Here is a 24,557-nt window from a genome sequence, read left to right as displayed (position 1 = left end):
CTGCCCTCAAGGCCTCGGGCGGGGCGCCGATGCCCGGCCGCGAAGGCCGGGCATGACAGGTCGAGTTACTCGGCCGCTTCCGACGTCGGCGCCGGTCCCATCTTGGAGTTGTGCAGGTCGACGTTGAGGCCGAGCGAGCGCATTTCCTTGACCAGCACGTTGAACGATTCCGGAATACCGGCCTCGAACGTGTCGTCGCCGCGCACGATCGCCTCGTACACCTTGGTACGGCCGGCGACGTCGTCCGACTTCACCGTCAGCATCTCCTGGAGCGTGTACGCCGCGCCGTAAGCCTCGAGCGCCCAAACCTCCATTTCGCCGAAGCGCTGGCCGCCGAACTGCGCCTTGCCGCCCAGCGGCTGCTGGGTGACGAGCGAGTACGGACCGATCGAACGCGCATGGATCTTGTCGTCGACCAGATGGTGCAGCTTGAGCATGTAGATGTAGCCCACCGTCACCTTGCGATCGAACGGATCGCCGGTGCGGCCGTCATAGACGGTCGACTGACCCGAAGCGTCGAGACCGGCGAGCTTCAGCATCTCCTCGATATCGGCTTCCTTGGCACCGTCGAACACCGGGGTTGCGATCGGCACGCCGCGGCTGAGGTTATGGCCGAGTTCGAGCAGCTCGTTGTCGTTGAGTGACTTGATCGTCTCGTCCTCGCCGTAGACCTTCTTCAAGGTCTCCTTCAGCGGCTTGATGTCCTGCTTCGACAGGTACGCATCGACAGTCTGGCCGATACGCTTGCCGAGGCCGGCGCAGGCCCAGCCGAGATGGGTCTCGAGGATCTGTCCGACGTTCATGCGCGAAGGCACGCCGAGCGGATTGAGCACGATGTCGGCATGCGTGCCGTCTTCGAGGAACGGCATGTCCTCGATCGGCACGATCTTCGACACCACGCCCTTGTTGCCGTGGCGGCCGGCCATCTTGTCGCCGGGCTGGATCTTGCGCTTCACCGCGACGAAGACCTTGACCATCTTCATCACGCCGGGCGGCAATTCGTCACCGCGCTGAAGCTTCTCGACCTTGTCGAGGAAGCGCTGTTCGAGCCCCTTCTTCGACTCGTCGTACTGCTTCCGCATGGCCTCGATCTCGGCCATCAGCTTGTCGTTCGGCGAAGCGAACAGCCACCATTGCGACTTCGGATACTCCTCGAGCACCGCACGGGTGATCTTGGTGTCCTTCTTGAAGCCCTTGGGACCTGCAATGCCCTGCCGCCCCTCGAGCAGCTCGGCAAGACGGTTGTAGACGTTACGGTCCAGGATCGCCTGCTCGTCGTCGCGGTCCTTGGCGAGGCGCTCGATCTCCTCCCGCTCGATCGCCAGCGCACGCTCGTCCTTGTCGACGCCGTGGCGGTTGAACACGCGGACTTCGACGATGGTGCCCTGCACGCCCGGGGGAACGCGCAGCGAGGTGTCGCGGACGTCGGACGCCTTCTCGCCGAAAATGGCGCGCAGCAGCTTCTCTTCCGGCGTCATCGGGCTTTCGCCCTTCGGCGTGATCTTGCCGACCAGGATGTCGCCGGCGCGCACTTCCGCGCCGATGTAGACGATACCGGCTTCGTCGAGGTTCTTCAGCGCTTCTTCCGAGACGTTCGGAATGTCGCGGGTGATTTCCTCGGGTCCGAGCTTGGTGTCGCGGGCCATCACCTCGAACTCCTCGATGTGGATCGAGGTGAAGACGTCCTCCTTCACGATCCGCTCGGAGAGCAGAATCGAGTCTTCGAAGTTGTAGCCGTTCCACGGCATGAACGCGACCAGCACGTTGCGGCCGAGCGCGAGCTCGCCGAGATCGGTCGAGGGACCGTCGGCGATGATGTCGCCCTTCTTGACGACGTCGCCGACCTTCACCAGCGGACGCTGGTTGATGCAGGTCGACTGGTTGGAGCGCTGGTACTTCATGAGGCGGTAGATATCGACGCCCGACTTGGTCGGATCGAGATCTTCCGTGGCGCGGATGACGACGCGGGTCGCGTCGATCTGGTCGATCACGCCCGAACGGCGCGCCGCGATCGCAGCGCCCGAGTCGCGGGCAACCACGCCCTCCATGCCGGTGCCGACGAACGGCGCCTCGGCGCGAACCAGCGGCACCGCCTGGCGCTGCATGTTCGAGCCCATCAGCGCGCGGTTGGCGTCGTCGTTCTCGAGGAACGGGATCAGCGCCGCGGCGACCGAAACGAGCTGCTTCGGCGACACGTCCATGTAGTCGACCTTGTCGGGCGTCATCGGCACGACGTCGCGGGTGCCGCTCGAGCGGCAGACCACGAGGTCTTCGGTGAAGCGGCCCTTGGCGTCGACCGGCACGTTGGCCTGGGCCACGGAATAGCGCCCTTCCTCCATCGCCGACAGGTACACGACCTCGTCGGTGACACGGCCATCCTTGACCTTGCGATACGGCGTCTCGACGAAGCCGTACTTGTTCACGCGCGCGAAGGTCGCGAGCGAGTTGATCAGGCCGATGTTCGGACCTTCTGGCGTCTCGATCGGGCAGATGCGGCCGTAATGCGTCGGATGCACGTCGCGCACCTCGAAGCCGGCGCGCTCGCGGGTGAGACCGCCCGGTCCGAGCGCCGAGAGGCGGCGCTTGTGGGTGATCTCGCTGAGCGGGTTGGTCTGGTCCATGAACTGCGACAGCTGCGAGGAGCCGAAGAACTCGCGCACCGCGGCGGCCGCCGGCTTGGCGTTGATCAGGTCCTGCGGCATGACCGTGTCGATGTCGACAGAGGACATGCGCTCCTTGATCGCGCGCTCCATGCGCAACAGGCCGATGCGATACTGGTTCTCCATGAGCTCGCCGACCGAACGCACGCGGCGGTTGCCGAGATGGTCGATGTCGTCGATCTCGCCCTTGCCGTCGCGCAGATCCACCAGCGTCTTGATGACGGAGAGGATGTCCTCCTTGCGCAGCGTGCGCTGGGTATCGGGCGCATCGAGGTCGAGGCGCATGTTCATTTTGACGCGGCCGACCGCGGAGAGGTCGTAGCGCTCGGCGTCGAAGAACAGCGACTGGAACATGGCCTGCGCCGATTCCAGCGTCGGCGGCTCGCCCGGACGCATCACGCGGTAGATGTCGAACAGCGCGTCCTCGCGCGTCATGTTCTTGTCGGCCGAGAGCGTGTTGCGGATGTAGGGGCCGACATTGACGTGGTCGATGTCGAGCAGCGGCAGCTCTTTGTAGCCCTGCTCGTTGAGCGCCTTCATCAGCTTGTCGGTGATCTCCTCACCGGCCTCGGCGTGGATCTCACCGGTCTTGGGGTTGACGAGATCCTCGGCGACGTAATTGCCGACCAGCTCCTCGTCGGCCATGCGCAGCGCCTTCAGCCCCTTCTCCTGGAGCTGGCGGGCGGCGCGGACGGTGAGCTTCTTGCCGGCCTCGAGCACGACCTTGCCGGTGTCGGCATCGATCAGGTCGTTGACCGTGGAGTAGCCGCGGAAGCGGTTGGCGTCGAACGGAACGCGCCAGCCTTCCTTGGTCCGCTTGTAGAGAATCTTCTTGTAGAACGTGGACAGGATCGCCTCGCCGTCGAGGCCGAGGGCGAACATCAGCGACGTCACCGGAATCTTGCGGCGACGGTCGATACGCGCATAGACGATGTCCTTGGCGTCGAACTCGATGTCGAGCCAGGAGCCGCGGTACGGGATGACGCGGGCGGCGAACAGCAGCTTGCCCGAGGAATGGGTCTTGCCCTTGTCGTGGTCGAAGAACACGCCGGGCGAACGGTGCATCTGCGAGACGATGACGCGCTCGGTGCCGTTGACGATGAAGGTGCCGTTCATCGTCATGAGCGGGATGTCGCCCATGTAGACGTCCTGCTCCTTGATGTCCTTCACCGACTTCGCGCCGGTTTCCTCGTCGATATCGAACACGATGAGGCGCAGCGTCACCTTGAGGGGCGCAGCGAAGGTCATGCCGCGCTGGCGGCACTCGTCGACGTCGTATTTCGGCTGCTCGAACTCGTAGCGGACGAATTCCAGCATCGAGGTGCCGGAGAAGTCGGAGATCGGAAACACCGAGCGGAACACCGCCTGCAGACCCTCGTCGAGACGTCCGCCCTGGGGTTCGTCCACCATCAGGAACTGGTCATAGGACGCCTTCTGAACCTCGATGAGGTTCGGCATCTCGGCGACTTCCTTGATGTGTCCGAAGAACTTGCGAACGCGTTTGCGACCGGTGAATGTCTGCTGCGCCATCGTGGCCTCTCATTTTCGTCGCCCGCCCTGGGCGCACCGTCCGGACCGCGGCTGCCACCGCTTTCCGGGTTGAATTTTCGAACCCGTCTTGGGGGCCGGAGACAGCAGTTTCAGGCGCCGATGTCCTGAATCTGTTCTTCAGACCTTCAAAACGCAAAACGACGCGCGGGGCGCAGATGCGCGCCCGCCCGTCACAACGATCATCTTCACGGACTGCAAAAGCCCGAAATAGCCTGCTCTCCCAACGGCTTACAGGGAAATCCGGCATCCCTGCCCACCGCGCTTTCGTGCTGCCGACCCGATATGGGGCGACAATAGTGCAGATTCGAGGGTCAAACCCTCAAATCCCCACACTTTTTCGTGTTTGGCCTGCGTCGGATCGTTCCGTCGCACGCCTTTTGCATTCCGGTCCACTCTCTCGAAGGAGGACCAGGATCCCGGGCAGAGCCGTTGCCCGCCCGGGACCCCGCCAGTAAGCAGTGCTTACTTGAGCTCGACCTTGGCGCCAGCCTTCTCGAGCTGGGCCTTGATCTTGTCGGCTTCGTCCTTGTTCACGCCTTCCTTCAGCGGCTTCGGAGCACCCTCGACGAGGTCCTTTGCTTCCTTCAGGCCGAGACCGGTGATGGCGCGGACTTCCTTGATGACCTCGATCTTCTTGTCGCCGGCGCTGGCGAGAACGACCGTGAACTCGGTCTTCTCTTCCGCCGGAGCGGCAGCACCGCCGCCGCCAGCGGCCGGGCCGGCCACGGCGACAGCCGCGGCAGCCGAAACGCCCCACTTCTCTTCGAGGAGCTTCGCGAGTTCGGCAGCTTCGAGCACGGTCAGGCTCGAGAGGTCGTCAACGATCTTCTGCAGGTCAGCCATTGTTCAGTTTCCTTAACTGTAAGTCTGGTTCGGGTTTGAGTTTTGCGAAGGGCGTCAGGCCGCTTCGCCCTTTGAGGCATGAGCCTGGATGACGCGCGCGAGCTTGCCCGCGGGCGCGTTGGCGAGCTGGGCCAGCTTTGTCGCCGGGGCCACGATGAGGCCGACGATCTTGCCGCGCAGTTCGTCAAGCGACGGCAGCGAGGCAAGCGCCTTCACGCCGTCGACATTCAGGACGGTCTTCCCCATCGATCCGCCGACGATGACGAACTTTTCGTTCGCCTTGGCGAATTCGATGGCGACCTTTGGCGCCGCTACCGGATCGTTCGAAGTCGCGATCACGGTCGGCCCCTTCAGCATGGGGCCGATGGCAACGACGTCAGTGCCTTCAAGAGCAATTTTGGCGAGACGGTTCTTCGAGACCTTCACCGCGGCACCCGCCTGCTTCATCTGCTGGCGCAGCTTCTGCATCTGGGCGACGGTGAGGCCGGAATATTGAGCAACGATCGCGACGCTCGTGGTCTTGAAGACCTCGTTGAGCTGTTCGACCGCTTCTTTTTTTGCCGCTCGTTCCACAGCAAGCTCTCTCCGGTTGGCGGTCATCGCGAGAAGCGGGACCGCCGGGTTGCACCCATCGTCCCGCCCAAACCTGAACCTCCGGGCCAAAAACCCATCGGACACGCCGGGCAAGACGACAATTCAAAGCCTGCCCTCCGGGAGCCCAAGGGCCCACGGCGTGTCGAGGTCCGAACCAGACCCGTTTCGCAAAACCAGCCCTTAAAGCTGGATGCGAAGTGAAATCCGGTCTTCACCCGTCTATGCAGGCCATGCGATTAAGCCGTTGAGGAATCGAAATTCCCCGCGGGCGCCTGCAGTCTTGGACAGGACGAGGTCAGCCGGCGAACCGCCCGACCTCTGCTCGCATCCCTGCCAAAAGACGGATCTTCCTTCCTTTTCGGGCAAATCCTCACGGACGTCCTGAAAAGGAATGATCTCCTGTCGTGTCGGTTTTCGGAATGCGTGCACGAACGCGCCAGCCGAGGCCGGCACGTCCGGAGGCGGTTCTTTAACCGCTCGGAGCCTGCTTGCCAAGAGCAAAATTCACACCAGTTCCAATCGATTGGCGGTTGGGCTTGAGATGGCCCAACAAGGGCCGATTCAGGCTGATTTGACCCGATACGGCAGCGGTTTGCCCTCGAAGAACGCGGTCAGGTTGGCCAGCACGCAGTTCTGCATGGCGATGTGCGAATCCAGGGTGTGGCCGCCGATATGCGGGGCGAACACTACGTTGGGGAGTTCGGTCAGGGCGTCAGGCGCGTGCGGTTCCTTCTCGAAGACGTCGAGGCCCGCCCCCGCGATGGTCTTGTCGGTGAGCGCCGCGACCAGCGCCTTCTCGTCGATGACGGAGCCGCGGGAGATGTTGACGACGTAGCCCTCCGCCCCGAGGCGCCTGAGGATATCGGCGTTGACGACATGCTGGGTCTCGGCCCCTGCCCGCACCGCGATCATCAGGACGCCGCACCAATCGGCGAGCGCCTCCAGAGTCGGAAAGTACTGATAGGGCAGATCGTACCGAGTGCGGCTGAAATAGCCGACCTCGCTCTCGAAAGCAGCACAGCGCGCGGCGATCTTGCGGCCGATCTCACCCATGCCGTAGATGCCGATGCGGCGGCCGGGCATGCCGGCCTGGGGACGCATCATCGGCGACTGTTTCGAGGCCGCCCAATCGCCGCTACGGACATATTGGTCGGCCACCAAAATCCGCCGGGTCGTCGCCAGCATCAAGGTCATCGCGATGTCGGCGACGGAAGCCGCATTGGCACCGGGGCTGTGACCGACCGCGATGTTCCGGCTGGCCGCCGCCTTCAGGTCGACGCCATCATAGCCAGTCCCATAGCAGACGATGGCGCCGAGATTCGGAAACAGGTCCATCGCCTCCGCACCGAGTGGCGAGCCGCCAGCAGTCAGCAGTGCGCGGATGCCGCCCAGCTCCTCCGCCGGAAACACCTCCCGCACGGGCTTGCCGCCGGTGTCGAGCAGCTCGAACCGCTCGGCGAAGCGCGCCATCATCGACTTGGGAAAGCGCGAGTAGATCAGGACCTTGTCAGCCATTGTTGTTGTTTCCGAAGAGCGCCGCCACAAACGACGAGGGGCGGAATCGGTCACCCGATCCCGCCCCTCGCCTCATGCAATTTCCAAACCTCAGCCGAGAATGGTGCCCGGCTCGACCTTCACGCCCGGGCCCATCGTCGAGGACACCGCAACGCGCTGGATGTAGGTGCCCTTGGAACCGGCCGGCTTCGCCTTGGAGACAGCGTCAGCCAGAGCCTTGATGTTCTCGACCAGCTTCTCCTCGGAGAACGAGGCCTTGCCAACGCCGGCCTGCAGGATGCCGGCCTTCTCGACGCGGAACTCGACCGAGCCGCCCTTGGCGCCCTTCACCGCACCGGTGACGTCCATGGTCACGGTACCGATCTTCGGGTTCGGCATCAGACCGCGCGGGCCCAGCACCTTACCGAGGCGGCCGACCAGCGGCATCATGTCGGGGGTGGCGATACAGCGGTCGAAATCGATCGTGCCGTTCTGCACCTTCTCGACCAGGTCCTCGGCGCCGACGACGTCGGCACCGGCGGCCTTGGCTTCATCGGCCTTGGCGCCGCGGGCGAACACGCCGACGCGGAGCGTACGGCCGGTGCCGTTCGGCAGGGTCACGACACCGCGGACCATCTGGTCGGCGTGACGCGGATCGACGCCGAGATTGATCGCGACCTCGATGGTCTCGTCGAACTTCGCTTTCGCGCGTTCCTTGACCATCTTGATGGCGTCCGCGAGCGGGTAAAGCTTTTCGCGGTCAATGCCTTCGCGGGCTTTGTTCAAACGCTTTCCGATTGCCATGGCCGCTTACCCCGCAACTTCCAGACCCATCGAACGGGCCGAGCCCTCGACCATCTTCATGGCCGATTCGATGGTGTCGCAATTCAAGTCCTTCATCTTCTTTTCGGCGATCTCGCGCACCTGCGCCTTGGTCACCTTGCCGGCCTTGTCACGGCCCGGCGCCTTCGAGCCGGACTGGATCTTTGCAGCCTGCTTGAGGAAGTAGGACATCGGCGGCGTCTTCATCTCGAAGGTGAAGGAACGGTCCGCATAGATGGTGATGATCACCGGGATCGGGGTGTTCTTCTCTTCCTTCTGGGTCTGGGCGTTGAACGCCTTGCAGAACTCCATGATGTTGAGACCGCGCTGACCGAGCGCGGGACCGATCGGGGGCGAGGGATTCGCCGCACCGGCCGGGACCTGAAGCTTCAGGTATCCGGTCACTTTCTTTGCCATGTATCACTCCTGTTGTGCCGGCAGGACCGGCGGTTTCAGGTTCGTGGTCTGGGTGGGATGCGGCTGGCAACCGCCCCTCCCTCCCACGGCCTCTTGTTGCGCGAGACCGAAGCCTCCCGCGTTACCCGATCAGACCTTCTCGACCTGACCGAATTCCAGCTCGACCGGCGTCGCGCGGCCGAAGATCGACACGGCGACCTTCACACGCGAGCGCGCCTCGTCGATTTCCTCGACCACACCCGAGAACGAGGCGAACGGGCCATCGGCCACGCGCACGTTCTCGCCGATCTCGAACGACACCGACGCCTTCGGCCGTTCCACGCCCTCCTGCACCTGGTGCAGGATGCGCATGGCCTCGGCTTCCGAGATCGGCATCGGCTTGTTCTCGGCGCCGAGGAAGCCCGTGACCTTCGGCGTGTTCTTGATCAGATGGAACGCCTCGTCGGTCAGCTTCATCTTCACCAGCACGTAGCCGGGGAAGAACTTGCGCTCGGCGTCGATCTTGCGGCCGCGGCGCACTTCCGTGACCTTCTCGGTTGGAACCAGCACCAGCTCGAACAGCTCCTCGAGCCCGCGCTGCTTGGCCTGCTCGCGGATCGATTCGGCGACCTTCTTCTCGAAGTTCGAATAGGCGTGGACGATGTACCAGCGCTTGTCGGACACTTGAGCGGTTGCTGTTGCCATCAGTGAATGCCCAGGAGGAAGGTGATGAGGTAGCGGATGATCTGATCGGCGGCGAAGAAGAAGATCGAGGCCACGGCGACCATCACGAACACCATGATGGTGGTGATCGTGGTCTCACGGCGGGTCGGCCAAGTGACCTTGGCAGTCTCCGAGCGCACTTCCTGCAAGAACTTGAACGGGCTGACTGCCATCGCTTGAGGTCCAACGTCCGTCGACAGACGCAAATGAATTTCAGGGATCCGAACAGCCGCCGTTGGCCCAGCCCTCTGTCTCGAAGGATGAGCCGGAAACCGGGCTCGATTGTTCGGGGATTTCAAGGCCGCGCCGGAAATCCGCGTCTAACGGGCCGGCTGCGAGTGCGGGGTATCTACTGCGGATGCGGCCAAAGGTCAAGGTATAGAGAGGTCGCGCCAGCAGGCCGCCCTTCCCCGGACGCCCGTGCAGAAGCCATGCGGATCAAGGACTTGTCGACCGCCCGGAACGCGCCATCCCCGGCAAGGCTATCGGGAGCCGGCAGCTGTCAGTCGGCCCGGTCGACCATGGAAATCCCCGGCAGCGGCACCACGAACTTCCCGCCTTCGGCGAAATAGCGGGCGTGCTTGGCCCGGATCGGGTCGACATAGCGCCAGGCGAAGACCACGACGAACGCCGGCTTGCGCTCGTAGAGGGCGGCAGGCGGCAGGATCGGGATGTCATAGCCGGGGCCGGCCATCACCTTCCCCTTGTTGGGATCGTCGTCCACGAGGAAGTCGATCTTGTTCTCCAGGCCGAACTGCGGCAGCAGGGTCGTGGTGCCCACGGAGACGCCATAGCCGGCGACCAGCTGACCGCGCGCATGGGCGGCATCGGCCATCGCGACCAATTCGTCGCGGATGGCGGCGATCCTCTTCACATAGGGCGCGTAATAAGCCGGCTGATCGACACCGAGCCGCTCCTCTTCGGCAACGAAACGCGCGACCTCTGCCGACGGTTTCTTGGCGCCGCCGGCGCGCTGCACGGTCACGCGGATCGAACCGCCCTTGGTCCAGATGTGCTGGACGTCGATCAGCTCCATGCCCAGCCGGGCGAAGAAACGGATCAGGGGCTTGATGTTAAAATACGACAGATGCTCGTGATAGACGGTATCGAGCAGGTTCTTCTCGGTGACGTCGACGCCGTATTGCGTTTCGAAGACGAACAATCCGTCCGGTGCGAGCACGTCGCGAACCCCGATCACCAGCGGATCCAGATTGTCGACATTGGCGATCATGTTGTTGGCGATCACGACGCTCGCCGCGCCATGGCTCTGCAGGATGCGGCGACCAACGGCATCGGTGAAGAAATCGCCGATGGTCTCGATGCCCGCCTCCGTGGCGCGCCGCGCGATGTCGACGGCGGGATCAACACCCAGCACCCGCATCCCCCGCTCCTTGAAGAAGCCGAGCAGCGATCCGTCATTGCTGCCGAGTTCGACCACCAGCGAACCCGGCGCAATGCCGAAACGGCTGACGACGTCGTCGGCATAGGTAGCGAAATGCTCGCGCAAGCCGAGCGAGAGCGAGGTGGTATAGACGTAGTTTCGGTACTGGATCTCCGGATTGCCGACATGGAGGATCTGGAGGTGGCCGCAGTCCCGGCACAGATGCAGCGCCATCGGCACCGCAGCGCGGAAAACGGGGTCGTCGACGCTGGCGTTCGGCACCTGGAAGTTCGGCGTGCCGATCGGCATGCCTGCCATCGGGACGACCAGCTCTTGCTTGTTGGAATGACAGAGGCGGCAAGTATTGCGGACGTAGAACAGGTTTTTCATCGTGCAACCGAAGAATGAGATACGCGCGCGAGTGGGATAATCCCACCCTGTGAAGACCAGATCGGCAACGGGCTCAAGCGGGTCATGGGTGGCTCGAGGCCTCGTTGCCCAGCCCGTAGCTGGGCGCGTCCTCCGCTGCCTTGGCCACCTTGTCGGCCGAATACGAGCCGCGCTCCGGACTTGCCAGCCAGATTACGCCACCGACGAGCCCGATGATCACGCTGATGGCGCCCAGCAGGAGCGATACCGACAGCGCCTGCTCGGACGACACACCCGCCAGACCCAGGCAGGCGACCATCGCTCCCTCGCGAACGCCCCAGCCGCTGATCGAGATGGGGACCGCCGTCAACAGCACCACCGGCGGAATCAGGATGCCGGCATCGAGGACAGAGAGCTGCGCTCCGACACCGCGCGCCAAGGTGTAGCAGGCCGCGGCGGTGACGAGATGGATGAGGAGCGCCGATCCGAACAGCAGCGCACGGCGCTCGGACTGCAGGAGCAAAAACCTGACCAGCGTTCCGAACCGCACGAAGCTCGCGATCGCGGGAAGCGCGATGAAGCGTTTCGGCAGACGGTCCAGCGTCAACAGGACCAGCGTACCGGCGACGCCGGCCACCGTCAGTCCGCCGATCGCCAGGATCGCAGCGTGATTCGACACGCGCGACAGCAGAAACGGCAATCCGGCCACCATCAGCACGACCAGTCCGATCAATGCCGTGAAGCGGTCGGCTGCAACGCCCTTGACCGCCTCCGGCCACTGCACGCCGCGTTGGCGCAGTAGCCAGATCCGCACCGCGTCACCGCCGACCGATGACGGCAACACCTGATTGAACCAGAGGCTGGTCATCAGTATCCGCCAGCCGGCGAGCCAATCCAGCGACACGCCGAGCGCGCGCATGATCAGCTCCCACCGGCCGTTGAGCACGAAGGTCTGGACGAAGATCAGCGCAAGCGCGACGACGAACAGGACCGGATCGACCGAGACGAGATGGTCGCGCAGCTGGCGCAGGTCGAGGCCACGCGCGATGTAGACCAGCACGGCGATCGACAGCAGCAGCTTCACCGAAAACAGGGCCGCATGCTTGAATCGCGACTGCATCGGATGCCCGCCTCAGGACGCCGGATATTCCGCGCGACCGATGACGAGGTCGATTGCGGCCATCATCCAGAACTGGTGCGTGGTCTCGACAATGTTGTAGCTGCGGCTGTCGACCCAGAAATTGACGTCGCCGAGATTGCGCAGCGGATTGTCCGCGTTCATGCCCGACAACGTGATCACGTCGAGCTTCATCTTGCGCGCCCGCGCGACCGCGTTGAGGATGTTCTTCGAACGCCCCGACGAGCTGATCGCGACGAGGCAATCGCCGGCGCGCGCGTTCAGCCGCACGGCGTGCGCGATCCAGTCCTCGAACCCGTAATCGTTGGCAAGGCACGACATCATGCTCGCATCGCTGAAGCAGAGTGCGGGCACCGACGCATTCTTCGCCAGATCGATCGCCAGATGCGAAGCGATGCCGGCCGACCCGCCGTTGCCGATGAAGATGACGCGACCGCCCTGCTCGCGCGTGCGCAACCAGGACGCGCGCGTCGCGGAGATCCTCGCAAAAATACCGTCGTCGACCGCCGTCGCGCGATGCAGGCGCCCCACGTAATCGTCGAGGAAAGCCTTGTGATCGGGATCGACGGATTCGGCAGGCATGGGCTGACGGCTCGATTGCAACATTACCGGGTGATACCGGCTATTACCAAGGATTGCAAAGGTATAATACTTGCAAAGTTTGCGGGCGGCTGATAGTCGGCTTTTCGGGTTTCACTCAACATTGGCGGGCCTATTGCGCTGGGCATTCGCGTCACGGATGTTCCCCATGAAATGCATTGTTACTGGCGGCGCCGGGTTCATTGGAAGTCACCTCGTCGATCGCCTGCTCGATGACGGCCATGAGGTCATTGCGCTCGATAATTTCGTGATCGGACGCGCTGAAAACCTCGCCGCACGCGCCGGTTCGAGCCAGTTGAAGGTCGTGCGGGCTGACGTCACCGACCTCGACGCGATCAAACCGTATTTCCACGGGGTGGATTGGGTCTTCCATCTCGCCGCGCTGGCGGACATCGTACCCTCGATCGAATCACCGATCCCCTATCATCGCGCCAATGTCGATGGCACGGTCAACGTTCTCGAAGCGGCGCGGCACGCGGGCGCCAGCCGCTTCATCTATGCGGCTTCCTCCTCCTGCTACGGCATTCCGGATGTCTATCCCACGCCGGAGAGTGCCGAGATCCGGCCGATGTATCCCTACGCGCTCACCAAGAATCTCGGCGAGCAATGCGTCATGCACTGGTGCCAGGTCTACAAGCTGCCTGCCGTGGCGCTGCGCCTGTTCAACGTGTTCGGACCGCGCCATCGCACCACCGGCACCTACGGGGCCGTGTTCGGCGTGTTCATGGCACAGAAGCTCGCGGGCAAGCCCTTCACGGTGGTCGGCGACGGCGAGCAGACGCGCGACTTCACCTTCGTCAGCGACGTCGCCGATGCCTTCGTGACCGCTGCGCGCTCCGACGTCTCGCACGAGATCTTCAATGTCGGCTCGGACAACACCTACAGCGTGAACCGCCTGGTCGAGCTTCTCGGCGGCGACAAGGTCCACATTCCCAAGCGCCCGGGCGAGCCCGACTGCACCTACGCCGACATCAGCAAGATCAAGCGGGTCCTGAAATGGGCGCCGAAGGTGAAGTTCGAGGACGGCGTCGCGACGATGTTGAAGTCGATGGACCAGTACAAGGACGCTCCGCTCTGGACGGTGGACAAGATCGCCGACGCCACCAAGGACTGGTTCAAATATCTCGGTGACGACAAGGTCGCCCCGCAGAAGGCAAGCCGTTGAGCAGATTCGTTCACCCCCCAATTTTGCCGCCAGCCGATCACGTCCGGGCCGGCCAACTGAGACCGACCGGCGCCTTGGGTCATTCACATGGGTAATGCTGCGACAGACAGGCCGGCCGGCCATCCGGCACCGCACGAGAAGATCAAGACGATCGAGGAGCTCGGCGAGATTGTGCGCGCCGCGCAGGCTGAGGGCCTGACCGTTGCGCTCTGCCACGGCGTGTTCGATCTGGTGCATCTCGGTCACGTCCGGCACATCCTGGCAGCCCGCAACGAGGCCGACGTCGTCGTGGTGACCATCACTGCGGACCGTTACGTCAACAAGGGCCCGGGACGGCCGATCTTTCCGGAGAACATGCGCGCCGAGATGCTGGCCGCGCTCGGCACGGTCGACTGGGTCGGCATCAATCAGACCTCCAGCGCCGAGCCGGTCCTCGATACCGTGCGCCCCGACATCTACGTGAAGGGCTCGGACTACGAGAATCCCGAGGATGACGTGACCGGCAAGATCGCGGTGGAGCGCGAGGCGGTCGAGCGTCACGGCGGGCGCATCGTCTTCACGCGGGACGTGACGTTCAGCTCGTCGTCGCTGCTGAACCGCTATTTCGACATCTACGATCCCCCGCTGCGCGACTACCTCCAGAAGGTGCGCGATGGAGGCGGCGCCGAACGGCTGCTGAAGCTGATCGACAAGATCCAGGACATGCACGTCGTGCTGGTCGGCGACACCATCATCGACGAATACCAATACGTCACGGCGCTCGGGAAGGCCTCCAAGGAGAACATCGTCGCGACCCTGCTCAAGAACGGCGAGCAGTTTGCCGGCGGCGTCATTGCCGCGGCCAATCACGTCGCAAGCTTCTGCAAATCTGTCGAGATCGTCACGACGCTGGGTGGCAACGACTACCCCGAAGAGTTCATCCGCGCGCATATCCGCCCGAATGTCACGCTCACGCCGATCCGCGTTCAGAGCCGTCCGACCACCCGCAAGCTGCGGTACGTCGAGATGGGCTACCTGCACAAGCTGTTCGAAGTCTACACGATGGACGACACGCCGCTCGACGAGGCCGCGCGCACGGAGATCGACCGCGTCACCGCCGAGCGCGTCCGCGGGGCCGACGTCGTCATCGTCACCGATTTCGGTCACGGCATGATCGCATCCAGCACGATCGACGCCTTGATCGCGAACTCCAAGTTCCTGGCCGTCAACGCCCAGAGCAACAGCGGCAACCACGGCTACAACCTGATCACGAAGTATCCGCGGGCCGACTACATCTGCATCGACGCACCGGAAGCGCGCCTGGCCGCCACCGACAAGTTCAACGACATCGCATCGGTGATCGAGGGCGGCCTGCATCGCAAGATCGATTGCGATAACATGATCATCACGCACGGCTCCTTCGGCTGCTACCCCTTCTCGTCGAAGACCGGCGTTGCGCGCGTCCCTGCTTTCACCAAGACCGTCGTCGACACCGTCGGTGCGGGCGATGCCTTCCTGACAATCACGGCGCCGCTGGTGGCGGCCGGCGGCAACATCGAGGACGTCGCCTTCATCGGCAATGCGGCGGGCGCGATCAAGGTTGGCATCGTCGGTCACCGCAACTCGGTCGAGAAGGCGCCGCTGGTCAAGTTCGTCACCGCGTTGTTGAAGTAGCGCGATCGAAGAATCCGGAGAACGACAGTGATTGATCGGAAATGGAATGTGATGGTTACCGGTGGCGCCGGCTACGTCGGCAGCGTGCTGGTTCCGCAATTGCTTGCCGCGGGCCACAAGGTCACCGTGCTCGACTTGTTCATGTATGGCCAGGACGTCTTCGATGCCGTTCGTGACAATCCGAACCTCCGCCTGATCAAGGGCGACATCCGCGATGAGGCCGCGGTCAACGAGGCCCTGCGCGGCAACAACGCGGTGATCCACCTCGCCTGCATCTCCAACGATCCCTCGTTCGAGCTGGACCCGGCACTCGGCAAGTCCATCAACTACGACTGCTTCCGTCCGATGGTGCGCGCCGCGAAGAAGGCGGGTATCAAGCGCTTCATCTACGCCTCCTCCTCGAGCGTCTACGGCATCAAGGATGAGGCCGAGGTGACCGAGGAGCTGTCCTGCGAGCCGCTCACCGACTACTCCAAGTTCAAGGCGATGTGCGAGACCGATCTTGCCGACGAGGCCGCGTCCGGCTTCGTCACCTGCACGGTTCGCCCCGCCACCGTCTGCGGCTACGCTCCGCGGCAGCGGCTCGACGTCGTCGTCAACATCCTGACCAATCTGGCCGTCAACACCGGCCGCATCCGCGTGTTCGGCGGAACGCAGAAGCGGCCCAATCTGCACATCCAGGACATGACGGCGGCCTATCTGTTTCTGCTGCAGCAGGATGATGCGAAGATCGACGGCAAGACCTACAACATCGGCTACGAAAACCACTCGCTGATGAAGATCGCCGACATCGTCAAATCGGTGGTCGGCAACAATGTCGACGTGGCCGTCGAGCCGACCGACGATCTCCGCTCCTACCACGTCTCGTCGGAGAAGATCCGCCGCGAGCTCGGCTTTGCGCCGACGCACACGATCGAGCAGGCCGTGTCCGGCCTCGTGGACGCCTTCAGGGCGGGCCGCCTGCCGAACTCGCTCAACGATCCCAGGTATTTCAACATCAAGATGATGCAGAACATCAGCCTGAAGTGAGCGGCGTGCGGATCGGCATCGATTTCGACAACACGATCATCTGCTACGACAAGGTCTTTGCCGCCGCCGCGCGCCAGCGCGGGCTGGTGCCGGAGGGCTGGGACGGGCTGAAGACCGACGTGCGGGATTTCTTGCGATCCCGCGCCGGCGGCGAGCTTGCCTGGCAGGGGCTGCAGGGCTTCGTCTACGGCAAGGGAATCGGCGGCGCCGAGATCAACCCTGGCGTCCGCGAGTTCCTTGCCGCGTGCCGAAAGGCCGGCGCGAGCGTCCATATCGTCAGCCACAAGACGCAGTTCGGCCATCAGGATCCCGATCGGGTCGACTTGCGCGAGGCTGCGCGTGGCTGGCTGAAGAGCGCGGGCCTCATCGACACCGCCGACGCGGCGATCTCGGCGGGCAATGTCCATTTCGAGGACACGCTGGCGGCCAAGGTCGAGCGGCTGGCAAGCCTACAGCTCGACATCTTTATTGACGATCTCGTCGACGTCTTCGAGCAGCCGCATTTTCCGAAGGCGACGCGATCGATCCTGTTCACGCAGTCGCAGCCGCCGTATCCGGCGCATTGCGAGCCGCTCGCGACCTGGGCCGATATCCACCGCGGAGTGTTCGGGGCATGAGCCAGCCGGACCTCAGCGTACAGGATGCGGTCTCGATCGGCAGCCGCCTCTCCGGGGCGCGGGTCGCGGCGGCGCAACCGGCGCGGGCCGGCGGCAACAACCGGGTGTTTCGGCTGGAGATGGCGGAAGGCCCGCCCCTCGCCCTCAAGCACTACCCGTCCGACGGGCGCGATCGGCTGGGACAGGAGTATGACGCGCTCTCGTTTCTCTCGCGCCACGGCATCAATGCGACGCCGCGGCCGATCGCAAAAGATCCGGCCGCGTTCTGTGCGCTGTATCAATGGTTAGACGGTGAACCCGCGGTCCTGCATCCGCAGCCCGACGACGCCGACCAGTTGGCCGATTTCCTGATCGAGCTGCAAAAGCTGTACGACGCTGAAGGCGCACAGACTCTGCGGAATGCGTCAGCCAGCATCTTCTCGGCCGAGGCGGCCATCGCCCAGTACGAGCAACGCCTCGACGACCTGAGGCGGGCTTCGGATGATCATCCGCACTTGCGCGCGTTCATGGACGGCAGCCTTGTTCCCACCGCTGCCGTCGCGATCCGGCAACTCCGGCGGCGCTATGCGGAACGGGGCCTGGATCCCGCCGCGGACCTTGCGCCCGCCCAACGTGCATTGAGCCCGTCGGATTGCGGACTGCACAACGCACTGCGCACCGACGACGGCAAATTGCGCTTCATCGACTTCGAGTATTTCGGCTGGGACGACCCGGTCAAGCTCGTGTCCGACACCGCGATTCACCCCGGCAGCGGTCTGCCCGTGGCCGATGCGAACCGATTGATCGAGCGGCTCTCGCGCGCCTTCGCGGCTGGGGATGACGCGTTTGCGGTCCGCCTTGACGTACTGTATCCTGTGTTCGGGGCGATTTGGTGCCTGATTGTCCTGAATGCCTATTTGCCGGAAAGCCGCTCCCGGCGTGCCCTGGCTGCGCAAGGTGGCGATCTGACGGTCCGCCTTGCCGGCCAGCTCGACAAAGCCCGTCGGCTCCACCAAACGATTTGCCAACGTGATCCAGATCTCACCCCACGCTGAAGCTGCTCTCACCTGCACGCTGGACGAGCGGAGCCTCTATTTGCGCCGCCTGGTCCTCGGTTCGGTCCGCTCCGCAGGACGCGGCCATGTCGGGCCTGCCCTGTCGCTGATCGAGATGGTCCGCGTGCTCTACGACGACGTGCTGCGGATCGACCCGAAGAACCCGGGCGATCCCGATCGCGACCGCGCCATCCTCAGCAAGGGACACGGATGTCTGGCGCTCTATGCGCTATTGGCCGACCGCGGCTTCTTCCCGCTGTCGGAGCTGGACGGCTTTTGCGGTCCCGACAGCATTCTGGGCGGGCATCCCGAATACGGCATGGTGCCCGGCGTCGAGGCCTCGACCGGCGCGCTCGGACATGGCCTCTCGATCGGCGTCGGCCTTGCGCTCGCCGCCCGCATGCGCGAGCGCAGCTACCGCACCTTCGTGCTGCTCGGCGACGGCGAGATCAACGAGGGATCGGTGTGGGAAGCGGCGATGGGCGCGACCAAGCACGGCCTCGACAACCTCGTCGCGCTGATCGATTACAACAAGCTGCAGAGCTACGGCCCCACCGACTACGTGCTGCCGCTGGAGCCGCTCGCGGACAAGTGGCGCAGCTTCGGCTTCGCGGTGCAGGAGGTCAACGGCCACGACGTCGGCGCACTGCGCATGGTCCTGAAGCAGCTCCCGGCCGTTGCCGGCAAGCCCACCGCCATCATCTGCCATACCGTCAAGGGCAAGGGTCTTCCGGCTGCGGAATCCAATGCCGATTGGCATCACAAGAACAAACTGACCGACAGCGAGCTCGACGCCATTCGCGTCGCCGTCGGCGATTTTTGATCGGCTCCCCATGCGCAACACCGCGATGAACATGGTCCACAAGCTCGCCGCGCGCGACGAGCGTGTGCTTTACATCGGCTCCGATCCGGGTGCCGGCACGCTGCGCGCGATGAGCAAGGAGTTTCCCAAGCGCCACCTGATCGAGGGCATCTCGGAAGCGCATATCATCGGCATGTCGGCCGGTCTCGCGATGGAGGGCTTCGTGCCTTACGTCAACACCATCGCGACCTTCCTCACCCGCCGCTGCTACGAGCAGGTCGCGGTCGATCTCTGCCTGCACAATCTGCCGGTACGGCTGATCGCCAATGGCGGCGGCCTTGTCTACGCGCCGCTCGGTCCCACGCACCAGGCGATCGAGGACATCGCCATCATGCGGGCGCTACCCAACATGACGGTGATCTGCCCGTGCGACGCCGACGAGGCCGCGCGCATGATGGAGCAGACGCTGGATTGGAAGGGCCCGATCTACATCCGGCTCGGCAAGGGCGGCGATGCCATCGTGTCCAAGGCCGAGCACGGCTTTGAGATCGGCAAAGCCATCCTGATGCGGCCGCCCGGCGACGTCCTCATGGTGACCACCGGCATCATGCTCCAGCGCGCCCTCGCCGCAGCCGACCTGCTGGCCGCGCAAGGCATTCGCGCCGGCATCCTGCACATGCATACCGTGAAACCGCTCGATACCGCAGCGCTGCTGCAGGCTATCCGCGGCACCAGGCTCGTGGCAACGCTGGAGGAGCACGTGCCCTCCGGCGGCCTCGGCAGCGCGGTCGCGGAGGCGCTGATCGACAAGCTCGGCTCCGGTTTCCCTGCGATGCTGCGGCTGTCGCTGCCCGACCGCTTCATGCACAATTACGGCTCGCAGGACTCGCTGCTGAAGAAGCACGGGCTCTCCGCCGGCGCCATTGCGACCTCGATCGAGCATGCGCTCGCGGCGTCGCACACCCCCTCACCTCAACTTCATTCCACCTGACGGGTCACATGTACGACGTTCGATATTCCTATCTGCTCGAGCAATTCGCGGATCCCGCACCGATCCTCGCCGAGATCGGCCGGCTGGTTGCGACCGGTGACTTCACCCTTGGCAAGCCCGTCGCCGAATTCGAGAAACGCTTCGCCGAATTGATCGGCGTCCGTCATGCCATCGGCGTCGGATCCGGCACCGACGCGCTCAAGCTGCCGCTCAAGGCGCTCGGCATCGGTCATGGCGACGAGGTTATCACCGCCGCGAACACCTTCATCGCCACGGTCGGCGCGATCGCGGAAACCGGCGCGACGCCCGTCCTGGTCGATTGCGACGATTCCTTCTGCATGAACGTGGACCAAGTCGAGGCTGCCATCACCGAGAAGACCAAGGCGATCATGCCGGTCCAGTTGACCGGCGAGGTCACCGACATGGGCAAGCTGATGCCGATCGCGCAGCGCCACAACCTGCCGGTGGTCGAGGACGCCTGCCAGGGCATCCTGTCGGAGTTTGCGGGAAAACGCTCCGGCACCCACGGCATCGCGGCCGGCTTCTCGCTGCATCCGCTCAAGAACCTCAACGTCTGGGGCGATGCCGGCGTCGTCGTCACCAATGACGACGGCATGAACGAAAAGCTCCGCCTGATCCGCAACCACGGCATGAAGAACCGCGACGAGATCGCGATCCTCGGCTGCAACTCGCGGCTCGATTCCTTGCAGGCCGTGGTCGGCAACTGGCTGATCGGCCAGACCAGCGAGATCACGCGCCGCAGAATCGAAAATGCGGCCTATTACGACGCGGGTCTCGCCGGCCTGCCCGGCCTGCGCGTCCCGCCGCGCCGTCCCAACGTGAAGCACGTCTACCATCTCTACATGGTGTTCGCCGAACGTCGCGACGAGCTCTACAAATATTGCCTGGACAACGGCATCGAGGCCAAGATCCACTATCCCATCCCGCTGTACCAGCAGGAAGGCCTGAAGCATCTCGGCTACGCGCCGGGCACGTTCCCGGTCACCGACCGCCACGCCAAGGAAGTCATCAGCTTCCCGGTCGACCAGCACCTGACGCGCGCCCAGCAGGACCGCGTCATCGAGACCGTCAGGAAGTTCTGCCATGGACGCTGACACCGGCCGCCGGCGCATCGGCTACGTCAATCTTCCCGCGCAGTTCGAGGAAGAGCGCACCGAGATCCTGCAGGCGGTCGAGGGCGTGTTTTCCCGCGGCGACTTCATCGGCGGCGCCGCGGTTGGAAAGCTCGAAGAAGAATTGTCCGCGTATCTCGGCTCACCGCATGTCGTGACGCTGAATTCGGGCACCGACGCGCTGATCCTCGCCATGCGGGCTCTCGACATCGGTCCCGGCGACGAGGTGATCACGCCGCCAAATTCGTTCGTGGCATCGACCGCCGCGATCATCGCGGTCGGCGCCACGCCGGTGTTTGCGGACGTGCTGCCGGACCAGAACATCGACCCGGCCGCGGTCGAGGCCGCCGTCACGCCGCGGACCAAGGCGATCATGCCGGTGCATCTGACCGGACGCATGGCCGACATGGCTCCGCTGATGGCGATCGCTGCCAAGCACGCGCTCGCCGTGATCGAGGACAGCGCCCAGGCGGTCGGTTCGACCTATGACGGCCGGATGAGCGGCACCATCGGCACCTTCGGCTGCTTCTCCGCCCACCCCTTGAAGAATCTCAATGCCGCCGGAGATGCCGGCTTCCTCGTCACTGCCGACGCCGAGCTTGCCGCAAGAATCCGACGGCTGCGCAATCACGGCCTGATCAACCGCAGCGACGTCCGGGAATGGGGGATCGTGTCGCGGCTCGACACGCTCCAGGCCGAGGTGCTGCGCATCCGCCTGCGCCACCTTCCTTCCGTGATCGAACGCCGGCGGCGCAACGCCGCGCAATACCGCGCCGAGCTCGCCGGGCTGCCCCTGTTCATTCCGCCCTGCAGGAACATCGAGTTCAACACCTTCCACACTTTCGTGGTGCAGACTGAGCGTCGCAACGACTTCCAGAAATATCTTGCCGACAAAGGCATCGAGACCGCAATCCATTATCCGGTCCCGATCCACCTGCAGCCGGCAGCGGCGCATCTCGGCCATGGCCGCGGCGCTTTCCCGGTAACGGAACGGCAGGCGGACCAGATCCTCACGCTTCCCATCAACCAGTTCCTGTCGGCCGCCGACATCAGCTATATTTGCGCGACCGCCCGGGAGTATTTTGCATGACGGACACGGACTTCCTGCACGCCGACGAGCAGGCGCTGGCGCAGCGATTCATCGACGATGGCTTCGTCACCACCCCGGCCGACGATCGCGCCGGGCTCGACCGGATCCAGCGTCGTGCCGCCGAGCTCGCGGCCGACTACCTGAAGCTGCCGCACAGCAACGATCCCTACGCGATGCTCGACACCATCCACACGCGGGTGAGCGTGGATGATCTCAACGGATTGCGGCTGCACGTCTTCAACGGCCTCAACGCCGAGCCCTGGTTCCGCCCGACCTATTTCCGCCTGGCGCGCTCGACGATCGAGACCATCGTCGGCAACGAGCTCTGCATGCAGCGCCGCGTCAATCTTAGCATCCAGCTTCCCGGCGACAGCTCTTCGCTGCTCGCCACCCATTCCGACGTCTGGTCGGGCGACTCGCCGTTCGAGGTCGTGGTGTGGGTGCCCCTGGTCGATGTCCACCGCACCAAGTCGATGTATCTGCTGCCGCCGTCCCTGAACGGCGAGATGCAGGACCGGATGGCGGCCTTGCGCAGCGCCGAAGAGCTCTACAAGACCATCAAGCCGCACGCGACCTTCATCGAGATTCCCTACGGTCACGTCATGCTGTTCAACCAGACCCTGATGCACGGCAATCGCGTCAACGAGGAAGCCGGCACGCGCTGGAGCATGAACTGCCGCTTCAAGAGCATTATGTCGCCCTACGCAGACAAGCGCTTCGGCGAGTTCTTCGAGCCGATCCTGCTGCGCCCCGCAACCCGGGTCGGGATGCAATACAAGCTGCCGGGAGGCTTCCATGGCTGAACGAGCCGGCCACCGCGGCTATATCGGCGCCAGGCCGCTGAACGGCAGCCGCACCCCTCAGCACGTCCAGAACATCGTGATCCGCGACTATGCGCGGCGCAAGAACCTGCACTATCTGTTGAGCGCCGCCGAGCACACCATGCCCGGCAGCTACATGGTGCTGGAAGACATCCTGGACGAGCTGCCGCAGCTGCGTGGGCTGATCCTCTACAGCATTTTCATGCTGCCGCCCGACGAGGCTCGGCGGCGGCAGATCTACGACCGCGTGCTGCGCGAGGGCTGCGATCTCCATGCAGCGGTCGAGGAGATCACGCTGGCGTCTCAGAAGGACATCCAGGCCGTCGAGGACATCCTGCTCGTCAACAAGTTCGCAACCATCCTGTGACGATGCCGCGGAGCAGTTGGGCCCCATGACCGAGATCAACCTGCTCCAGCCGATGCACGCATCGACGAGGCGGGACTACGTCCAGCGCGTGGTCGAGCACGACAAGGCGGAATCCGCCACCGTGGCGCGGCAATGGGGACGCGACTATTGGGACGGCGACCGGCGCTACGGCTACGGCGGCTATCGCTATGACGGACGGTGGCGCCCGCTCGCCCAGACCCTGATCGATCGCTACGGCATCAAGCCGGGCATGAGCGTGCTCGACGTCGGCTGCGGCAAGGGCTACCTGCTCTACGAGTTCACTCAGCTCGTCCCCGACCTCAGGATCGCCGGCATCGACATCTCCGAGTATGGCATCGCCAACGCCAAGGAGGAGGTGCGGCCGCATTTGAAGGTCGGCAGCGCCGTCGAGCTCCCCTACCCCGACCACAGCTTCGACCTCGTCGTCTCGCTCGGCGTGCTGCACAACCTTCCGCTCCAGGACGTGTTCCGCGCGGTACCTGAAATCGAGCGGGTCGGACGCGGCACCTCGAAATATCTGATGGTCGAATCCTTCCGCAACGAGCGCGAGAAGGCCAATCTGCTTTACTGGCAGCTCACCTGCCTGAGCTTCCACGGTCCGCAAACATGGGCCTGGATCTACGACAAATGCGGGTATCGGGGCGACCATGGGTTCATCTTCTTCGAATGAGGCAGGCCTGCACCGGCCGACCTCGTTGCGCGCGCAAAATCCGGAAGTGTACTATTCGGACGACGCCATCGTCACCGCGGATGACGCCACGATCGCGGAGTTGAAACGCATCGCCGCCGGCAACCCGCGCCTGCGCAGCCGGCTGTGCACGCATCCCGATCCCTCGTCCGGACTGCACGAGATGCTGATCGTGCACCATCGCGAAGCCTATGTGCGGCCGCACAAGCACCTTGGCAAACCTGAATCGTTCCACGTGATCGAGGGGACCGCGCAGGTCGTGATCTTCGAGGACGACGGCCGCATACGCGAGGTGCTCGAGATGGCGCCTTACGGTCAGGGCAGGCGCTGCTATTATCGCATGCCGGAACAGGTCTTCCACTCGATCCTGATCACCTCGGAATGGCTGGTATTTCACGAAACCACCGCCGGCCCGTTCGATCCTTCGCGCACCGAATTTCCCGATTGGGCGCCTGATGGCAGCGACGCTGCCGCGGTGCAGGACTACGTGACGAGAATTGGTACGCTCGCCGCGGAGCATCTGGCGAGAAAATAGACTTCGATTGCTGTCGCTGATCGACGATCCGTGAATGATC

At 64.0% G+C, this 24,557-nt stretch carries 24 protein-coding genes; 13 read left to right on the top strand and 11 right to left on the bottom strand.

The annotated features are described in order from the left end of the window. Window positions 1–65: 65 nt before the first annotated feature. The 11 genes from rpoB to ABIA40_RS07495 all read right to left on the bottom strand — a co-directional run bounded on the left by rpoB (window position 66) and on the right by ABIA40_RS07495 (window position 12,553). Complete coding sequence (gene rpoB, locus ABIA40_RS07545) at window positions 66–4,190, bottom strand: DNA-directed RNA polymerase subunit beta (RefSeq protein ID WP_158668572.1); 4,125 nt, start codon at window positions 4,188–4,190, stop codon at window positions 66–68. Between the two features lie 483 nt (window positions 4,191–4,673). After that, a complete protein-coding gene (gene rplL, locus ABIA40_RS07540; RefSeq protein ID WP_036027614.1) occupies window positions 4,674–5,054 on the bottom strand; it encodes a 50S ribosomal protein L7/L12 in 381 nt (126 codons plus the stop codon). 54 nt (window positions 5,055–5,108) lie between these two features. Continuing rightward, entirely contained in the window at window positions 5,109–5,627 is a 519-nt protein-coding gene (gene rplJ, locus ABIA40_RS07535) for a 50S ribosomal protein L10 (protein WP_036010998.1), read from the bottom strand. 582 nt (window positions 5,628–6,209) lie between these two features. Continuing rightward, complete coding sequence (locus tag ABIA40_RS07530; protein WP_404540294.1) at window positions 6,210–7,163, bottom strand: 2-hydroxyacid dehydrogenase; 954 nt, start codon at window positions 7,161–7,163, stop codon at window positions 6,210–6,212. 90 nt (window positions 7,164–7,253) lie between these two features. Next, window positions 7,254–7,946: a 50S ribosomal protein L1 gene (rplA, locus tag ABIA40_RS07525; RefSeq protein WP_025037003.1), complete on the bottom strand. Its 693-nt coding sequence runs from the start codon at window positions 7,944–7,946 to the stop codon at window positions 7,254–7,256. A gap of 6 nt (window positions 7,947–7,952) precedes the next feature. Continuing rightward, window positions 7,953–8,381: a 50S ribosomal protein L11 gene (gene rplK, locus ABIA40_RS07520; RefSeq protein ID WP_011088164.1), complete on the bottom strand. Its 429-nt coding sequence runs from the start codon at window positions 8,379–8,381 to the stop codon at window positions 7,953–7,955. A 129-nt stretch (window positions 8,382–8,510) separates the two neighbouring features. After that, window positions 8,511–9,065: a transcription termination/antitermination protein NusG gene (nusG, locus tag ABIA40_RS07515; RefSeq protein WP_018647229.1), complete on the bottom strand. Its 555-nt coding sequence runs from the start codon at window positions 9,063–9,065 to the stop codon at window positions 8,511–8,513. Then, window positions 9,065–9,256, bottom strand: coding sequence for a preprotein translocase subunit SecE (gene secE / locus ABIA40_RS07510; RefSeq protein ID WP_007611620.1), 192 nt, complete (start codon window positions 9,254–9,256; stop codon window positions 9,065–9,067). Before secE ends, nusG begins: the two co-directional genes overlap by 1 nt. 329 nt (window positions 9,257–9,585) lie before the next feature. Further along, window positions 9,586–10,854 (bottom strand): methyltransferase domain-containing protein, encoded by a 1,269-nt coding sequence (locus ABIA40_RS07505; RefSeq protein ID WP_404540289.1) that lies wholly within the window; start codon window positions 10,852–10,854, stop codon window positions 9,586–9,588. A gap of 82 nt (window positions 10,855–10,936) precedes the next feature. Beyond that, on the bottom strand, window positions 10,937–11,953 hold the full coding sequence (locus ABIA40_RS07500; RefSeq protein ID WP_157280564.1) for a lysylphosphatidylglycerol synthase transmembrane domain-containing protein: 1,017 nt from the start codon (window positions 11,951–11,953) through the stop codon (window positions 10,937–10,939). A gap of 12 nt (window positions 11,954–11,965) precedes the next feature. Next, complete coding sequence (locus tag ABIA40_RS07495; protein WP_246732087.1) at window positions 11,966–12,553, bottom strand: SIS domain-containing protein; 588 nt, start codon at window positions 12,551–12,553, stop codon at window positions 11,966–11,968. Between the two features lie 166 nt (window positions 12,554–12,719). On the opposite strand from ABIA40_RS07495, the gene ABIA40_RS07490 reads away from it, so the two are divergent. The 13 genes from ABIA40_RS07490 (at window position 12,720) to ABIA40_RS07430 (ending at window position 24,517) form a co-directional block, all read left to right on the top strand. Next, complete coding sequence (locus tag ABIA40_RS07490) at window positions 12,720–13,736, top strand: SDR family oxidoreductase (RefSeq protein WP_271544530.1); 1,017 nt, start codon at window positions 12,720–12,722, stop codon at window positions 13,734–13,736. Between the two features lie 87 nt (window positions 13,737–13,823). Beyond that, a complete protein-coding gene (locus ABIA40_RS07485; protein ID WP_157280567.1) occupies window positions 13,824–15,389 on the top strand; it encodes a PfkB family carbohydrate kinase in 1,566 nt (521 codons plus the stop codon). A gap of 27 nt (window positions 15,390–15,416) precedes the next feature. Continuing rightward, window positions 15,417–16,418 carry an NAD(P)-dependent oxidoreductase gene (locus ABIA40_RS07480; protein ID WP_271544532.1) on the top strand — a complete coding sequence of 334 codons (1,002 nt, stop codon included), beginning with the start codon at window positions 15,417–15,419 and terminating at the stop codon, window positions 16,416–16,418. A 5-nt stretch (window positions 16,419–16,423) separates the two neighbouring features. Beyond that, complete coding sequence (locus ABIA40_RS07475) at window positions 16,424–17,035, top strand: hypothetical protein (protein WP_271544535.1); 612 nt, start codon at window positions 16,424–16,426, stop codon at window positions 17,033–17,035. Next, window positions 17,032–18,069 (top strand): phosphotransferase, encoded by a 1,038-nt coding sequence (locus ABIA40_RS07470; protein WP_404540283.1) that lies wholly within the window; start codon window positions 17,032–17,034, stop codon window positions 18,067–18,069. The genes ABIA40_RS07475 and ABIA40_RS07470 overlap by 4 nt, the downstream gene beginning before the upstream one ends. Then, window positions 18,044–18,892 (top strand): transketolase, encoded by an 849-nt coding sequence (locus tag ABIA40_RS07465; protein ID WP_082641499.1) that lies wholly within the window; start codon window positions 18,044–18,046, stop codon window positions 18,890–18,892. Before ABIA40_RS07470 ends, ABIA40_RS07465 begins: the two co-directional genes overlap by 26 nt. 10 nt (window positions 18,893–18,902) lie before the next feature. Then, a complete protein-coding gene (locus ABIA40_RS07460) occupies window positions 18,903–19,862 on the top strand; it encodes a transketolase family protein (RefSeq protein WP_036010951.1) in 960 nt (319 codons plus the stop codon). Between the two features lie 8 nt (window positions 19,863–19,870). Next, entirely contained in the window at window positions 19,871–20,977 is a 1,107-nt protein-coding gene (locus ABIA40_RS07455) for a DegT/DnrJ/EryC1/StrS aminotransferase family protein (RefSeq protein ID WP_157280570.1), read from the top strand. Continuing rightward, window positions 20,967–22,085 (top strand): DegT/DnrJ/EryC1/StrS family aminotransferase, encoded by a 1,119-nt coding sequence (locus ABIA40_RS07450; protein WP_404540279.1) that lies wholly within the window; start codon window positions 20,967–20,969, stop codon window positions 22,083–22,085. Before ABIA40_RS07455 ends, ABIA40_RS07450 begins: the two co-directional genes overlap by 11 nt. Next, on the top strand, window positions 22,082–22,888 hold the full coding sequence (locus ABIA40_RS07445) for a sporadic carbohydrate cluster 2OG-Fe(II) oxygenase (RefSeq protein WP_025037016.1): 807 nt from the start codon (window positions 22,082–22,084) through the stop codon (window positions 22,886–22,888). Before ABIA40_RS07450 ends, ABIA40_RS07445 begins: the two co-directional genes overlap by 4 nt. Further along, window positions 22,881–23,273 (top strand): LIC12192 family sporadic carbohydrate cluster protein, encoded by a 393-nt coding sequence (locus ABIA40_RS07440; protein ID WP_036027635.1) that lies wholly within the window; start codon window positions 22,881–22,883, stop codon window positions 23,271–23,273. The genes ABIA40_RS07445 and ABIA40_RS07440 overlap by 8 nt, the downstream gene beginning before the upstream one ends. A 25-nt stretch (window positions 23,274–23,298) precedes the next feature. Further along, a complete protein-coding gene (locus ABIA40_RS07435; protein WP_271544545.1) occupies window positions 23,299–23,964 on the top strand; it encodes a class I SAM-dependent methyltransferase in 666 nt (221 codons plus the stop codon). Then, the gene (locus ABIA40_RS07430) at window positions 23,942–24,517 is read left to right on the top strand and encodes a WbuC family cupin fold metalloprotein (RefSeq protein WP_271544546.1); all 576 of its coding nucleotides are present in this window, start codon (window positions 23,942–23,944) and stop codon (window positions 24,515–24,517) included. Before ABIA40_RS07435 ends, ABIA40_RS07430 begins: the two co-directional genes overlap by 23 nt. The last annotated feature ends 40 nt before the right edge of the window (window positions 24,518–24,557 follow it).

The sequence above is a fragment of the Bradyrhizobium sp. USDA 223 genome, assembly GCF_044909005.1.
Taxonomy (GTDB): Bacteria; Pseudomonadota; Alphaproteobacteria; order Rhizobiales; family Xanthobacteraceae; genus Bradyrhizobium; species Bradyrhizobium yuanmingense.
The sequence above is the reverse complement of the archived record's forward strand: the minus strand, read 5'-3'. Positions and strand labels throughout refer to the sequence as shown.

What these genes read in the sequence shown, in the direction of transcription:
- rpoB (WP_158668572.1), bottom strand. Translation starts at nt 4,190, where the DNA reads ATGGCGCAGCAGACATTCACCGGTCGCAAACGCGTTCGCAAGTTCTTC.
- rplL (WP_036027614.1), bottom strand. Translation starts at nt 5,054, where the DNA reads ATGGCTGACCTGCAGAAGATCGTTGACGACCTCTCGAGCCTGACCGTG.
- ABIA40_RS07530 (WP_404540294.1), bottom strand. Translation starts at nt 7,163, where the DNA reads ATGGCTGACAAGGTCCTGATCTACTCGCGCTTTCCCAAGTCGATGATG.
- rplA (WP_025037003.1), bottom strand. Translation starts at nt 7,946, where the DNA reads ATGGCAATCGGAAAGCGTTTGAACAAAGCCCGCGAAGGCATTGACCGC.
- rplK (WP_011088164.1), bottom strand. Translation starts at nt 8,381, where the DNA reads ATGGCAAAGAAAGTGACCGGATACCTGAAGCTTCAGGTCCCGGCCGGT.
- nusG (WP_018647229.1), bottom strand. Translation starts at nt 9,065, where the DNA reads ATGGCAACAGCAACCGCTCAAGTGTCCGACAAGCGCTGGTACATCGTC.
- secE (WP_007611620.1), bottom strand. Translation starts at nt 9,256, where the DNA reads ATGGCAGTCAGCCCGTTCAAGTTCTTGCAGGAAGTGCGCTCGGAGACT.
- ABIA40_RS07505 (WP_404540289.1), bottom strand. Translation starts at nt 10,854, where the DNA reads ATGAAAAACCTGTTCTACGTCCGCAATACTTGCCGCCTCTGTCATTCC.
- ABIA40_RS07500 (WP_157280564.1), bottom strand. Translation starts at nt 11,953, where the DNA reads ATGCAGTCGCGATTCAAGCATGCGGCCCTGTTTTCGGTGAAGCTGCTG.
- ABIA40_RS07495 (WP_246732087.1), bottom strand. Translation starts at nt 12,553, where the DNA reads ATGCCTGCCGAATCCGTCGATCCCGATCACAAGGCTTTCCTCGACGAT.
- ABIA40_RS07490 (WP_271544530.1), top strand. Translation starts at nt 12,720, where the DNA reads ATGAAATGCATTGTTACTGGCGGCGCCGGGTTCATTGGAAGTCACCTC.
- ABIA40_RS07485 (WP_157280567.1), top strand. Translation starts at nt 13,824, where the DNA reads ATGGGTAATGCTGCGACAGACAGGCCGGCCGGCCATCCGGCACCGCAC.
- ABIA40_RS07470 (WP_404540283.1), top strand. Translation starts at nt 17,032, where the DNA reads ATGAGCCAGCCGGACCTCAGCGTACAGGATGCGGTCTCGATCGGCAGC.
- ABIA40_RS07460 (WP_036010951.1), top strand. Translation starts at nt 18,903, where the DNA reads ATGCGCAACACCGCGATGAACATGGTCCACAAGCTCGCCGCGCGCGAC.
- ABIA40_RS07455 (WP_157280570.1), top strand. Translation starts at nt 19,871, where the DNA reads ATGTACGACGTTCGATATTCCTATCTGCTCGAGCAATTCGCGGATCCC.
- ABIA40_RS07450 (WP_404540279.1), top strand. Translation starts at nt 20,967, where the DNA reads ATGGACGCTGACACCGGCCGCCGGCGCATCGGCTACGTCAATCTTCCC.
- ABIA40_RS07445 (WP_025037016.1), top strand. Translation starts at nt 22,082, where the DNA reads ATGACGGACACGGACTTCCTGCACGCCGACGAGCAGGCGCTGGCGCAG.
- ABIA40_RS07440 (WP_036027635.1), top strand. Translation starts at nt 22,881, where the DNA reads ATGGCTGAACGAGCCGGCCACCGCGGCTATATCGGCGCCAGGCCGCTG.
- ABIA40_RS07435 (WP_271544545.1), top strand. Translation starts at nt 23,299, where the DNA reads ATGACCGAGATCAACCTGCTCCAGCCGATGCACGCATCGACGAGGCGG.
- ABIA40_RS07430 (WP_271544546.1), top strand. Translation starts at nt 23,942, where the DNA reads ATGGGTTCATCTTCTTCGAATGAGGCAGGCCTGCACCGGCCGACCTCG.